This window comes from Serratia sp. FGI94 (assembly GCF_000330865.1).
GTDB classification, from domain to species: domain Bacteria; phylum Pseudomonadota; class Gammaproteobacteria; order Enterobacterales; family Enterobacteriaceae; genus Serratia_B; species Serratia_B rubidaea.
Genome location: NC_020064.1, coordinates 1,362,683 through 1,375,654 on the forward strand (window position 1 = coordinate 1,362,683; position 12,972 = coordinate 1,375,654).

13 protein-coding genes are annotated in these 12,972 nt (G+C 61.1%); 8 read left to right on the plus strand and 5 right to left on the minus strand.

All coding sequences use genetic code 11. The features are described 5' to 3' along the window. Positions 1 to 109 precede the first annotated feature (109 nt). Positions 110 to 1,024 carry a helix-turn-helix domain-containing GNAT family N-acetyltransferase gene (locus D781_RS06255; protein WP_015671470.1) on the plus strand — a complete coding sequence of 305 codons (915 nt, stop codon included), beginning with the start codon at positions 110 to 112 and terminating at the stop codon, positions 1,022 to 1,024. A gap of 68 nt (positions 1,025 to 1,092) precedes the next feature. Here the strand turns inward: D781_RS06255 and D781_RS06260 are convergent, their stop codons facing one another. Further along, positions 1,093 to 1,350 carry a YdgH/BhsA/McbA-like domain containing protein gene (locus tag D781_RS06260; protein ID WP_015671471.1) on the minus strand — a complete coding sequence of 86 codons (258 nt, stop codon included), beginning with the start codon at positions 1,348 to 1,350 and terminating at the stop codon, positions 1,093 to 1,095. A 581-nt stretch (positions 1,351 to 1,931) separates the two neighbouring features. Between D781_RS06260 and D781_RS06270 the strand changes: the two genes are divergently transcribed. Beyond that, the gene (locus D781_RS06270; RefSeq protein WP_015671472.1) at positions 1,932 to 2,576 is read left to right on the plus strand and encodes a TetR/AcrR family transcriptional regulator; all 645 of its coding nucleotides are present in this window, start codon (positions 1,932 to 1,934) and stop codon (positions 2,574 to 2,576) included. 15 nt (positions 2,577 to 2,591) lie between these two features. On the opposite strand, the gene D781_RS06275 is transcribed toward D781_RS06270, so the two are convergent. Next, positions 2,592 to 3,029, minus strand: coding sequence for an acetyltransferase (locus D781_RS06275; protein WP_015671473.1), 438 nt, complete (start codon positions 3,027 to 3,029; stop codon positions 2,592 to 2,594). 246 nt (positions 3,030 to 3,275) lie between these two features. Here D781_RS06275 and D781_RS06280 point away from each other — a divergent pair, with 246 nt between their 5' ends. Further along, positions 3,276 to 4,379 carry a suppressor of fused domain protein gene (locus D781_RS06280; RefSeq protein ID WP_015671474.1) on the plus strand — a complete coding sequence of 368 codons (1,104 nt, stop codon included), beginning with the start codon at positions 3,276 to 3,278 and terminating at the stop codon, positions 4,377 to 4,379. A 181-nt stretch (positions 4,380 to 4,560) separates the two neighbouring features. Here the strand turns inward: D781_RS06280 and D781_RS06285 are convergent, their stop codons facing one another. The 3 genes from D781_RS06285 to D781_RS06295 form a co-directional block, all read right to left on the minus strand. After that, the gene (locus D781_RS06285) at positions 4,561 to 5,433 is read right to left on the minus strand and encodes an NAD(P)-dependent oxidoreductase (RefSeq protein WP_015671475.1); all 873 of its coding nucleotides are present in this window, start codon (positions 5,431 to 5,433) and stop codon (positions 4,561 to 4,563) included. 122 nt (positions 5,434 to 5,555) lie between these two features. Then, a complete protein-coding gene (locus D781_RS06290; protein WP_015671476.1) occupies positions 5,556 to 6,911 on the minus strand; it encodes an MFS transporter in 1,356 nt (451 codons plus the stop codon). Positions 6,912 to 7,098: 187 nt separating this feature from the next. Beyond that, positions 7,099 to 8,004: a GntR family transcriptional regulator gene (locus tag D781_RS06295; protein ID WP_015671477.1), complete on the minus strand. Its 906-nt coding sequence runs from the start codon at positions 8,002 to 8,004 to the stop codon at positions 7,099 to 7,101. 142 nt (positions 8,005 to 8,146) lie between these two features. Between D781_RS06295 and D781_RS06300 the strand changes: the two genes are divergently transcribed. The 5 genes from D781_RS06300 to phnE (D781_RS06320) all read left to right on the plus strand — a co-directional run bounded on the left by D781_RS06300 (position 8,147) and on the right by phnE (D781_RS06320) (position 12,972). Next, positions 8,147 to 9,172 carry a zinc-binding alcohol dehydrogenase family protein gene (locus tag D781_RS06300; protein WP_015671478.1) on the plus strand — a complete coding sequence of 342 codons (1,026 nt, stop codon included), beginning with the start codon at positions 8,147 to 8,149 and terminating at the stop codon, positions 9,170 to 9,172. 141 nt (positions 9,173 to 9,313) lie between these two features. Next, the gene (phnC, locus tag D781_RS06305; RefSeq protein WP_015671479.1) at positions 9,314 to 10,147 is read left to right on the plus strand and encodes a phosphonate ABC transporter ATP-binding protein; all 834 of its coding nucleotides are present in this window, start codon (positions 9,314 to 9,316) and stop codon (positions 10,145 to 10,147) included. Between the two features lie 62 nt (positions 10,148 to 10,209). Continuing rightward, entirely contained in the window at positions 10,210 to 11,142 is a 933-nt protein-coding gene (phnD, locus tag D781_RS06310; RefSeq protein ID WP_041412018.1) for a phosphonate ABC transporter substrate-binding protein, read from the plus strand. A gap of 70 nt (positions 11,143 to 11,212) precedes the next feature. Beyond that, on the plus strand, positions 11,213 to 12,076 hold the full coding sequence (gene phnE, locus D781_RS06315; RefSeq protein WP_015671481.1) for a phosphonate ABC transporter, permease protein PhnE: 864 nt from the start codon (positions 11,213 to 11,215) through the stop codon (positions 12,074 to 12,076). After that, positions 12,076 to 12,972 (plus strand): phosphonate ABC transporter, permease protein PhnE, encoded by an 897-nt coding sequence (gene phnE, locus D781_RS06320; RefSeq protein ID WP_015671482.1) that lies wholly within the window; start codon positions 12,076 to 12,078, stop codon positions 12,970 to 12,972. Before phnE (D781_RS06315) ends, phnE (D781_RS06320) begins: the two co-directional genes overlap by 1 nt.

Genomic DNA, 12,972 nt, shown 5'->3' on the forward strand with positions numbered 1-12,972 from the left:
CGTATCGTTTTTTCCCCGTTTTCTCCGCTTGATTTTTCTCCCGCCTCTGGTTACAAATAAATAGGTAACACTATCAACTAAATTGACGATAATAACAAAGGAATCAAGCATGGAGATCCGGGAATTCAGGGCGCTGTCGCGCCGTCTGGTGCGTGAACTGGGGATGTTGAACAAGCAGAGCAACGGTTCGCGCTTTTCGCCGCTGCAGATTCACCTGATGATTGAAATCAAGGCGCAGCCGCTGGGGGTGATGGAGCTGGCTGCCAAACTGTGTATCGATAAGGCTAGCGCCAGCCGGGCGCTGCGTTCGCTGGTCAGCGCGGAGATGATTGAGACGGTGGAGCACCCGCATGATAAACGCCACAGCCTGCATCGCCTGACCAAACAGGGGAAACGCACCCTGGCGCTGATCGACAGCGACGCCGATAACTTTATGCAGGAGGCGTTGGCGCAGCTGGATGATGATGAGCGGGCGGCGACGGTGGCGATGATGCGCAAGTTCAGCGGCGCGCTGGCCGGCGCGCGCAAGCAGCGTCAGGCGCAGCTGCGGGTGCGGCCAATCTGCGCCGCGGACGATGCGGCGATGGCGCAGGTGATCCGCGACTGTTTTCGTGAATACGGCATGGACACCATAGAGGGCGTCAGCCTGCACGATCCGGATCTGGATCGGCTGACGGAGGTTTACCGCCGCAGCGGCGGCCATTACTGGGTGGTGGAGCTGCAGGGGGAAGTGGTGGGTGGCGCAGGCATTGCGCCGCTGGCCGGCGAAGAGGCGGATTACTGCGAGCTGCAGAAACTGTTCTTCAAACCGGAAATCCGCGGGCTGGGGATGGCGCGCTATTTGGTGGTGCAGGCGATGCGCACGGCGCGGGCGGCAGGATACCGCTACTGCTATCTGGAAACCACCGAACAGCTGAAAGAAGCGCTCGGGCTGTATCAGTCGCTGGGCTTTACGCTGCTCAGCGAGCGGCGCGGCGACACCGGCCACCACGGCTGTCCCATCTATATGCTGAAGCCGCTGTAAGGCCGTTCCCTCCCGCAGCAACGCAAAAGGCGGCTTACGCCGCCTCTTTGCATCTCAGACTCTGACGATTAGTTATAGATAATCGCGGTGCCGTGCATTTTGTTGTTACCGGTCGTCGAGGTGATCTGGAAGGATTTAGCCCCGGCTTTATCGGCTTCTGCCGCCAGTTTGTTTTCCAGGCTGGTCAGGTTGGTTGCGCCACCGGCGTTAACTACGCCGACTTTCTGCATGTCTGCCGGCTGGCTGTCTACCAGTTCTGCGGCAAAGCTGCCGAATGATACGGTGGCAAGGGCAACGGCGGCGATGGTCATTTTCAGGCTTTTCATAATCTTCTTTCCTATCATAAGTTGAATATGGTTGTTGTTTCGCTGAGCGTTAAATTAATTAACGATCGATAATTTAATGTTAGTGTGACCCAGGTCACTTTGCAAGCATTTTTTTAATGTTCATTAATTAAATTGTTGCGGCCGTATTTCCGGCGGCCGGCGTGGTGCGGCATAAAATTCGGCAATGTATTGTTATAAAAAGGTTTTCCCTGGTGCTGGTGACGTCTGTCGCCGTTGGCATCGCGGTGGTTCAGCGCGTGCGGCGCGGTAAATTGCCGTTCGGGGCGCTTGGTCATCGCCGCCGGCGCGGTTTTTTATCGCAATGACAGACTGCGACAGCGCAGTCATCCCGCCGTTGGCAACCGGGCGGGTATCGCTATCACAGGAAATTATTTTAGTTATTTCAATTGATTGTGCTTTTATAAGGGCGTATCAGCAACAACGTTGATGTGAACGGCGGTATATAGATAACGTTCGATAACTAAATGTTAGTCGCTTCTCGACGTCGCCGCAATATTTTTTTATAATGAGCGTTAATTTAATTTGGCGGCGCTGACGCGGCGCGCAAGATGAGAGGGATTATGACTATCAAAGAAGAGGTTGCTGCGAAGAAAACCCGCGGCAGACCGAAACAGTTTGATCGCGACCTGGCACTCGACCGCGCACTGGAACTGTTCTGGCGTCACGGCTATGACGCCACCTCGCTGTCCGACCTGGTTGAGGTAACCGGCGCCAAAGCGCCGACGCTGTATGCCGAATTCGGCAATAAGGAAGGGATGTTCCGCGCGGCGGTGGAGCGTTACCTGAGCAAGTACACCACCTGCACCAATCAGCTGCTGGAACAGCCGCTGCCGATTGCCGAAATCGTTGACGCCTATGTGCGCTCTTCCGCCGAAGTGTTTACCGACCCGGAAACGCCGTCCGGCTGCTTTATGGTCTGCGCTTCCGCCGCGCTCTCCGCCTCGTCGGACGAAATAGCACAGCTGCTGTTGCGCAAGCACCATGCGCAGGAAGCCAGCCTGAAGGCCTGCTTCGACCGTAAGGTGCAGCAGGGGGAGCTGTTGGCGAAGACCGATACCGCGCTGCTGGCGAAATATGTAATGTGCACCATTGAAGGCATGTCGGTGCAGGCGCGCGAAGGGGCGAGCCGCGCAGAGTTGCTGCGCCTGGTGGACACCCTGATGATGCTCTGGCCGCGCCTGAGCCAGGTGGGCAACCCGGTCTGACCCCGTCCTGCGCCGTTAGCGCGGGGAAAGCGCCATATGCAGCAGCGGGTAGGGGTTACCCTGGCCGTCCCGCGGTGAACGCCCGGTCACCACAAAGCCGTAGCGCTGGTAGAAGCCGACCGCCTGCGGGTTTTGCTCATTGACATCCAGCACCAGCCCGTCGCGGCGCGCCTGTACGTGGTCCAGCAGCGCGCTGCCGAGGCCTTTGCCGCGCTGTCCGGCGTCGATAAACAGCATCTCCACCTTATTGTCATCCAGCGCGATAAAGCCGGCGGCCTGCCCGGCGATCTCCGCCACCCAGACCTCGAGCGCCGGTAGATACTGCTCGACCAGCGGCTGCAGCTCCGTCAGCTGCTGTTCCCCGATAAAGTGATGGGTGGCGCGCACCGAACGCTGCCAGATCGCCACCAGCTGCGGATTATCCGCCGCAATACGCTCCCTGATTGTTATCATTTCCGTCTCCTGAGTTACACTGGTCTCACTATACGTTGAATTCCGCCGCAGCGAAAATAGCGGAAAAATTCGCGTACTCGCTGAATTTTTGAGACTTTTACGCGTGATTGTGCGCCGGAATGCGTTTTACACTGGCGAAAAGCAAAAATCCTTTTGTATCCTTTATGGTTGAAGCGTCAGCTTTGACGATTTTGGACAGTGCGCAGCGACCCTTGATCGCTGCGCCGTGACCCCTATTGAGGTGATATGAACGAGTCATATGTACTTGCTGAAGTCAGTAATGATAACCAGACGCTGATGGCGGTGGTTCAGCAAGATCACCGGGCCGCCTATTTTTATATTTATCCTGCCGACGCCTTCAGCGAGCGTTTTCAGGTGCGCGCCTGCTGGCTGCGCAATCTGGCGGCCGCGCCGCTGCAGGAAGACCGCGCCGCGCTGGAGATGGGACAGCCGCCGATGCTGGCCGCCGAGTTTTGCCGTAACCTGGAGGGCGAAGCGCCGCTGCAGCCGGACGGCCTGCAGGTTATCTGGAACGAAAGCGACGACGGCGCGGCGCTGTGGTATTACGGCCAACTGCTGGCGGTGATCCCCGGCTGGAGCCTGTATATCGACCATTCGGTGTGCTATTCGGCCAGCTGCATCAAAGAAAGCCCGCTGGCCTATCCGCTGGGTTCCGCCTCCACCAACACGCAATATGCGCAGGCCGAGGCCACCCGTCAGTTCTGGCGGCGCTGGCAGCGTGAAGAGGGCAACCCGTGGCCGAAAATGCAGAGCGAGTATATGGCGCGCTACGAACAGCATTTCGGCCCGTCGGTGAAGTATTACGCCATCGATCAGGGCAAGTGGCCGCCGATGGCAATCACTCAGCACGAGCGCGACGGCATCTACTATTTCCTCACCATGGGCGTCAGCATCCGGCCGATGCCGTGGATGGAGATTCTGTTTAACGACGACGCGTCCCTGCATCGGCGTATTGAGATGGGGATCGCCATCGACGGTCAGTACATGAACGAAGAGAACGCGGTGCAGATGGCCAGCGCGCTGGCCGGCGTGGCGCACGTGCCTTGGGCGCAGATCACCTGGTTCGGCGAAGGGCATACGCTGGCGTCGGAAGTGGCGCCGCAGGGCTATGAAGGCTACCTGCTGTCGTCGTCGTTTTATCCGCACCAGCAGTACCTGACGCTGCCGCCACAGCAGGGCGACCCGGTCAATCTGCTGTGGGCCAGCCCGGTGTTCGCCGGCGAGCGCGAGCTGGCGCAGGCGACGCCGAACGGCGGCCATGAGCTGGTCACCCGGCTGCGTGAGCAGGGCGTGGACCACATCTTCCGGCCGCGTCAGCCGCTAGCGTGAATCGGTTTTTCTACCTATTGGGCGAAGCGTTATGCAATCAGCGTTGTTGATTATTGATGTGCATAAGTACCGCCGCCGGCGGATGCCGACGCGGTGATTGAGCGTATTAACCCGCGCGGTACCCGCGGCGGAGATTCAGTTCTGATCTAACGCGGAGCGCCGCCCGGCGCTCCGCTTTGTCTTACAGACCGCCGCGACGCGCCGCCACGTTGGCCAGCGCCGCCCAGTCCAGATCGCCCTCGCCATGGGCGATCGCATCCAGAAAATTATCTTTCAGCACGCTGGCGAACGGCAGCGGCGTATGGCTGTTGCCGCCGGCCTCCAGCGCCAGCCCCACGTCCTTCATCCCCAGCGTCAGTTTAAAACCCGCCGGCTGATAGTTCTCCGCGGCGATCAGCGCGCCGTAGCCCTGATAGGCGGGGGCCGCAAACAGGGTGCCGGTCAGCATCTGCAGGTAATCCGCGCCGGATACGCCGTGGTTGCGCACCAGCGCGCTGCCTTCCGCCATCGCCTCAATGGCGCTCGCCAGCGTGAAGTTGGCGGCGATTTTAACGATATTGGCCTGCTCCGGCCGTTCGCCGAACGACCAGGTGCGTTGCCCCAGTACGTCGAGCAGCGGCTGCACCCGCGCCAGCAGCGCCGGGTCGCCGGCGGCCAGAATATTGAGCCGGCCGGCGGCGGCGACGTCGGGGCGGCCGAGCACCGGCGCCGCCAGATAGCCGACGCCGTGCTGCTGATGCAGCGCCGCCAGCCGCTGCGCCAGCGCCACGGAAATGGTCGCCATATTGACGTGCGCCGCGCCGGGCTGCATCTGCGCCAGCAGGCCGCTGGTCACCACCACCTGCTCCAGCGCCGCGTCGTTGGCCAGCATGGTGAACAAGATATCGACCCCGGCCAGATCGGCGGGCTGCGCCGCCAACTGTGCGCCAGCGTCGACCAGCGGCTGCGCCGCCTGCGGCGAACGGTTCCACACCGTCAGCGGGTAACCGGCCTGCAGCAGATTATGGGCCATGGCGCGGCCCATACCGCCCAGCCCGGCAAATCCGATTTTCATGATGCGCTCCTGTTGTGAAGTAATGGCTTAACCCTAGCGCAGCGCGGCGGGAACGCAACGCCGGCAATGTAACGCTTTCCTTCTGCTCAGCAGGGCGGCGCAGAGGCGCGCCGCCGGCAGTATCAGCGGGCGTCGGTGATGGGGCGTTTCACCACCAGCAGGTAGGAGAGCGCGCCGATCAGGGTAAAGCAGGAGCACAGGGTCAGCGCCAGGCTGAACGAGTGGGTGGTATCGAGGATCCAGCCGGTCACCACCGGCGCGAACGAGGCGAAGATAAAGCTGGCGAAGTTCTGAATGCTGCCCACCGAGGCGGTCATGCGCGGGGTGACCGACACGTGGATCAGCCCCCAGCAGGAAGTGCCGGCGAAGTGGATGCAGAACAGCGCCATGCCGATCAGCGTCACCGCGCTGCTGGTGGTGGTGGCCTGCGCCACCACCGAGGTAAAGGCGGCGGACAGCAGCATGCCGGAGACGATACACAGCTTGCGGCTCTTAACCGGCTCCATGCCGTGTCTGACCAGAAAATCGGTGACATAACCGTTGGACAGCATGCCGGCGGCGCCGAACAGAAACGGAATGGCGGCCAGCAGCCCGGTGCTTTTCAGATCCAGATGGTAGGTGGTCTGCAGGTAGCCGGGCAGCCAGGCGAGATACAGCCAGGCGGTGTAGTTGATGCCGCTAAAGCCGATCATCATGCCCCACATGGTGCGGTTTCTGAACAGCGCGCGCCACTCCTTAAAGCTCATCGGCTCGCGGCGGGCGCTGACGCTGCCGGCGTTGAGGTAGCTCTGCTCCTGGGCGCTGAGATTGACGTCCTGCCGGTTGCGGTACAGCAGGTACCAGCCGATGGACAGGGCGATGCCCAGCAGGCCGATGGTGATAAACATGCCGCGCCAGCCGAACGCCAGCATCATGGCGGTCAGGATCGGCGGGCTGATCGCCAGGCCAATGGTGGAGGCGGCGTTGAAAATGCCCATTGGCATACCGCGCTGTTTGATATTGAACCAGTCATTGATCACCTTGACGCCGCACGGGTTCATCGGCGCTTCGCCGATGCCCAGCCCGATGCGCACCCAGATAAACTGGGTAAAGTTCTGGATCATGCCGGACAGCGTCTGGAACAGCGACCAGACGAACATGCCGAGGCCCAGCATAATACGCGGCCCTTTGCGATCCAGCAGCGGGCCGCAGGGCAGCTGGGCGAGGCCGTAGGCCAGCGAAAAGGCCGACAGCAGCAGGCCGATTTCCGTGCCGCTCAGCCCCATCTCGTCGCGGATGGTGGAGTTGGCGACCGACAGCGAACTGCGGTCGAGAAAGTTGATGATGGCGGCTAAAAACAGCAGCAGCATCGCGGTGGTCTGAATTTTTTTAAGGCGTGCGGAGCGCACCAGCGCGCCGTCGGGAGGCATGGGAACGATCGTGTCGGCCGCGTCCGGCTCGGCGGCCGTCGGGCGGGGGGCGGTATGCGTTTTTTCCATCATTGTCTCCAGAATTCCACGTTAATAATATTTATCGTTGGGGGATAGCCCGGGATGTAGGGAAGGCCAGCGTTGGCCGTTAATCAGCCTAAATGGCGCGTTTCGCCGCCGAATCCGGGGCGTGCGGGTTCCGTGCGGCAGATAGGCTTTTCCCGTTTTTTATCGGTTTTTTATTACCGGATGGGCGTCAGGAGGCGGGGCGGGCGAGGGAGCGAATCATCGACTGTTTGGCGCTGTCGAGATGGCGGTGCAGCGCGTGGGTGGCCTGCTGGTCGTTGCGGCAGATCAGCGCGCTGAGGATCGCCATATGCTCCTCGATGGCGATGATATTGCGCTGCTTGAGATCGCGGGCGTCCCACTGATAGTGGAAGTGGAAAATCACCGAGATAATCTCCAGCGACTGGTTGAAAAACGGGTTATTGGCGGCGGAGAGGATCAGGCGATGGAAGTCGCTGTCCAGCGAGGAAAATTGCCGGTAGTGCTGGCTGATGGTGTCGCGCAGCTCTCGGTGGCGGCGTAGCAGCTCCCTGGCCTGCAGCCAGCGCGCGTCGCCGGCCGGCAGGTTGAGAAAGCGCGACAGCGCATGGGTTTCCAGGATCTGGCGCAGTTCGAACAGCTGCTCGGCATACTGGCGGTCGAAGGTTTTCAGGCACCACTGCCCGCGTTTGACGTTGTCGAGCAGCCGGTAGCGGCTCAGGCGCAGCAAAAACTCCCGCACCACCACCGGGCTGACGTTCATCTGACGCGCCAGCTGCAGCTCGCTGAAATTGTCACCGGCGCGCAGCTGCTGCTGGTTAATCAGCTGAAAGAACGCCTGCTCGAAGCGCTCACTCTGCGCAACCGGCGACTGCTCGCGGCAGTCGAACCCTTCTTCCAGCTGCGGCAGGCGCACGATGGCGTAGCCGCCGTCCTGCGGCGCCAGCACGCCGCTCTGCTGGAAGTGCGCCAGCGCGTGGCGCACCGTGGTGCGGCTGATGTTGTACATCTCGGCCAGCGCGGCCTGGGAGGGCAGCGGTGAGCTCAGGTGCCCCTGAATCATGCCGTCAATCATCTGATTGATCACCGTCTGCCGCAGGTTTTGCGTTCTGCTCATCACGTTCCTCTGCGGTTTTTTCTGGCATTTAAAACCAATTTAAAACGGTTTATTTGGCGATGAATCACACTTCGGCAGGGGAAAAGCGCAGCGCGGGCGTTTTTTATTGAATAACAAACGCCAGATCACGGGAGGAATCATCATGAGCACAATGAACACACTGATTTGCCAGCAGCCGAAGCAGTTGGTTTATCAACAGCGACCGGTGCCGACCGCCGCGGCGGGCGAGGCGCTGTTGCAGATACATACCGTCGGCATCTGCGGCACCGATATTCACGCCTGGGCGGGCAATCAGCCGTTTTTCGCCTACCCGCGGGTACTGGGTCATGAAATCTGCGGCCATATCGTCGGCCTGGGCGACGGCGTCGCCGGCTGGCGGGTCGGGCAGCGGGTGGCGGTGATGCCTTACCTGTTCTGCGGCGGCTGCGGCGCCTGCCAGAGCGGCCGCGGCAACTGCTGCGAAAATATTTCGGTGATCGGCGTGCATCAGGACGGCGGTTTCTGTGAATACCTCAGCGTGCCGGTCAGCAACCTGCTGGCGGTTGACGATCTGGCGCCGGAAAGCGCCGCGCTGATTGAACCGTTCGCCATCAGCGCCCATGCGGTGCGGCGCGCGGCGGTGACGCCGGGCGATCAACTGCTGGTGGTCGGCGCCGGGCCGATCGGGCTGGGCGTGGCGGCGATCGCCCGCGCCGACGGCGCGCAGGTAGTCGTGGCCGATACCAGCGCGGAACGCCGCGCCCACGCGGCGCAGGTGCTGGAGGTGGCGACGCTGGACCCGGCGGACGCCGGTTTCGACGCCGCGCTGCGCGCGCAGTTTTCCGGCATGCTGGCGGCCAAGGTGATCGACGCCACCGGCAACCGGCTGGCGATGAATCACTGCGTCAACCTGATTCGCCACGGTGGCAGCATCGTGTTCGTCGGGCTGTTTAAAGGGGAGTTCAGCATCAACGACCCGGAATTTCACAAAAAAGAGACCACCCTGATGGGCAGCCGCAACGCGACGCATGAAGACTTCGCCAAAGTCGGCCGGCTGATGGCGGCGGGAAAAATCAGCGCCGGAATGATGCTGTCGCACCACTTTGCCTTTGACACCCTGGCCGAGCGCTATGAGCGCGACGTTATCAACAACCGCGCGCTGATCAAGGGGGTGATCCACTTCCGCTGAGCGCGCCGTTTTTCGCCCGGCCGGCCGGGCGAGATATCACACCGCCGTCACCTCCCCGCCATCAAACCATCATCCCAGTGTCATAAATTTATCCCTAAATAGGTGCCCATCACCCATCGCCAACCTAATGAGATACGGCATATGGCTCAGGCACTATTAAAACTGGCACCGAGCGACTTCCCGCCCGTGCAGACCCGTACGCGGCGCAAAGTTCTGGAAGTGAAAGGATTGGGCAAAGCCTATAAGGCGCAGCAGCGTGTGCTGGACGATATCAACTTTTCTCTGCACGCCGGTGAGTTTGTGGCGGTGATCGGCCGCTCCGGCGCCGGTAAATCGACCCTGCTGCATACCCTGAACGGCACCATTCCTTCCAGCTGCGGCGAGATGCTGCATATCGACCCGCAGGGTGCGACGCAGGATATCGCCCAGCTGTCGGCGCGAGAGATGCGCAGCTGGCGCGCCCGCTGCGGCATGATTTTCCAGGATTTTTGCCTGGTGCCGCGGCTGGACGTGATAACCAACGTGCTGCTGGGACGGCTCAGCCACACCTCGACGCTGAAATCGTTCTTCAAGATTTTCGACGATGCCGACCGGGCGCGCGCTATCGAACTGCTGCAGTGGCTCAATATGCTGCCGCACGCTTTGCAGCGGGCGGAAAACCTGTCCGGCGGCCAGATGCAGCGCGTGGCGATCTGCCGCGCACTGATGCAGAACCCGCAGATCCTGCTGGCGGATGAGCCGGTGGCGTCGCTGGATCCGAAAAACACCCGGCGCATCATGGACGCGCTGCACAAAGTGAGCGAAGACGGCATCGCGGTAATGGTCAACCTGCACTCGGTCGAACTGGTGCAAGAGTACTGCGGGCGAGTGATCGGCATCGCTCAGGGAAAAATTATTTTTGACGGCCATCCGTCGCAGCTCGACGAGCAGATTCTGCACCGGCTGTACGGCGAGGAAGCGAGCCAGATCCATTGATCGCCGGAGAGCGGCGTGTACGTTTTTACCGTGATTTTTACACACACACAGGGCATGAGATGATGAAAAAAATAGCGATTCTGAGCGCGCTGGTCAGCGGCGCATTGATGGCCGGCGGCGCGGCGGCGGCGGACGCGCCCAAAGAGCTGAATATGGGTATTCTCGGCGGGCAGAACGCCACCCAGCAGATCGGCGATAACCAGTGCGTGAAGCAGTTTTTTGATAAAGAGCTGGGCGTGGATACCAAACTGCGCAACTCCTCCGACTATTCCGGCGTGATCCAGGGGCTGCTCGGCGGCAAGATCGATATGGTGCTGAGCATGTCGCCGGCGTCGTTCGCCTCGGTGCATATCAAGGATCCGCAGGCGGTAGATCTGGTGGGGATCGCGGTGGATGACGTTGATAACTCGCGCGGCTACCACTCGGTGGTGATCGTCAAGGCCGACAGCCCGTATAAGAAGCTGGAGGATCTGAAGGGGAAATCCTTCGGCTTTGCCGATCCGGACTCCACCTCCGGTTTCCTGATGCCGGACCACGACTTTAAAAAGCAGTTCGGCGGCAATGCGGACAACAAATATAACGGCTACTTCTCTAATGTGACCTTCTCCGGCGGCCACGAGCAGGACATCCTCGGCGTGGTGAACGGCCAGTTTGACGGCGCGGTGACCTGGACCTCGATGATCGGCGACTACAACAGCGGCTATACCAGCGGCGCCTTTACCCGCCTGATCCGCATGGACCAGCCGGATCTGATGAAGAAGATCCGCATTATCTGGCAGTCGCCGCTGATCCCGAACGGCCCGATCCTGGTGCGCAGCGCGCTGCCGGCGGAGTTCAAAACCAAACTGGTTGCCGCCATCAGGAAGCTGGATAAACAGGATCACGCCTGCTTTGTGAAGGCGATGGGCGGCAAGCAGCATATCGAAGACACCACGCTGGCGGAGTATCAGCCGGTAATCGACCTCAAACGCGCGTTGGCGAAAGGCGAGCGTTGATCTTCTCCCGCCGTCCGGCGCCGATCGCGCGCCGGGCGATCATGTTGTTGATGACGGATGGACCTCCACGTTGAATACCGATTTTGCGCATTATTACCAGCGGATCCGCAGCAAGCAGAAGCGTGAAACGCTGCTTTGGTCGCTGCTGCTGGCGGGGCTGTATCTCGGCGCCGGCACGCTGGCCGAGTTCAATTTGCATACCGTCTGGGTGTCGTTGCCCAACTTCTTCGATTATCTGGCGGAAACCGTGCCGGTGCTGCACTGGCGGCTGCTGTTTGCCGACGGCCATACCGAAGGATCGCTGGCGTACTGGGGTTACCGGCTGCATATCCAGCTGCCGCTGCTGTGGGAGACCCTGCAGCTGGCGCTGGCGGCGACCCTGTGCTCGGTGCTGGTGGCGGGCGCGCTGGCGTTTCTGGCGGCAAACAATACCCACAGCCCGGCGTGGCTGCGCTTTGCCATCCGCACGCTGGTGGCCTTTCTGCGCACCATGCCGGAGCTGGCCTGGGCGGTGATGTTCGTGATGGCGTTCGGCATCGGGGCGATCCCCGGTTTTCTGGCGCTGGCGCTGCACACCGTCGGCAGCCTGACCAAGCTGTTCTATGAGGCGCTGGAAACCGCGTCGTCGAAGCCGGTGCGCGGCCTGGCCGCCTGCGGCGCCACGCCGCTGCAGCGGATGCGTTTCGGCCTGTGGCCGCAGGTGAAGCCGGTGTTTATGTCCTACAGCTTTATGCGGCTGGAGATCAACTTCCGTCAGTCGACCATTCTCGGGCTGGTGGGGGCGGGCGGCATCGGCCAGGAGCTGATGACCAATATCAAACTGGACCGTTACGATCAGGTCAGCATGACGCTGCTGCTGATTATTGTGGTGGTGTCGCTGCTGGATTACAGCTCCGGCAAACTGCGTCAACGCGTGGTGGAGGGCGGAAAATAATGTTCGAACAAACGGTAAGTGCAGAACGGCTGCACACGCTGCGCCAGCAGCACCGGGAAATATTCAGCCAGCAGCGGCGCTATTTGCGCACACTGGCGCTGATCGGCGCGGCCTTTGTGCTGTACTACCTGCTGTTTTTCCACTTCTTCGGCATCGCCTGGCCGCAGCTGGTCACCGGCTGCCAGCAGCTTGGCCGCTACTTTATGCGCATGTTCGTCTGGCATGATTTTCTCAACTGGCCGTTTGGCTACTACTTCCAGCAGATCTTTATCACCCTCGGCATTGTGTTCGCCGGCACGCTTACCGCGTCGCTGATCGCGCTGCCGCTGTCGTTCTTTGCCGCGCGCAACGTGATGGCCACGCCGCTGTTGCGGCCGCTCGCCGCCGTGGTGCGCCGGCTGCTGGACGTGCTGCGCGGCATCGATATGGCGATCTGGGGGCTGATCTTTGTGCGCGCGGTAGGGATGGGGCCGCTGGCTGGGGTGTTGGCGATCGTGATGCAGGACGTCGGGCTGCTGGGCAAATTGTATGCCGAAGGGCACGAGGCGGTGGAGAAGTCGCCGGGGCGCGGGCTGACGGCGGTGGGGGCCAACGGCCTGCAGAAGCACCGTTTCGGCATCTTCACCCAGTCTTTCCCCACCTTCCTGGCGCTGAGCCTGTACCAGATTGAGTCCAACACCCGCTCGGCGGCGGTGCTCGGCTTTGTCGGCGCCGGCGGCATCGGCCTGGTGTACGCGGAGAATATGCGGCTGTGGAACTGGGACGTGGTGATGTTTATCACCCTGGTGCTGGTGGCGGTGGTGATGACGATGGATAAAATCTCCTCGCTGCTGCGCAATAAGTATATTATCGGCGAAGATATCCCGCTGTATCAGGCGAAACGCCAAATCGATTGA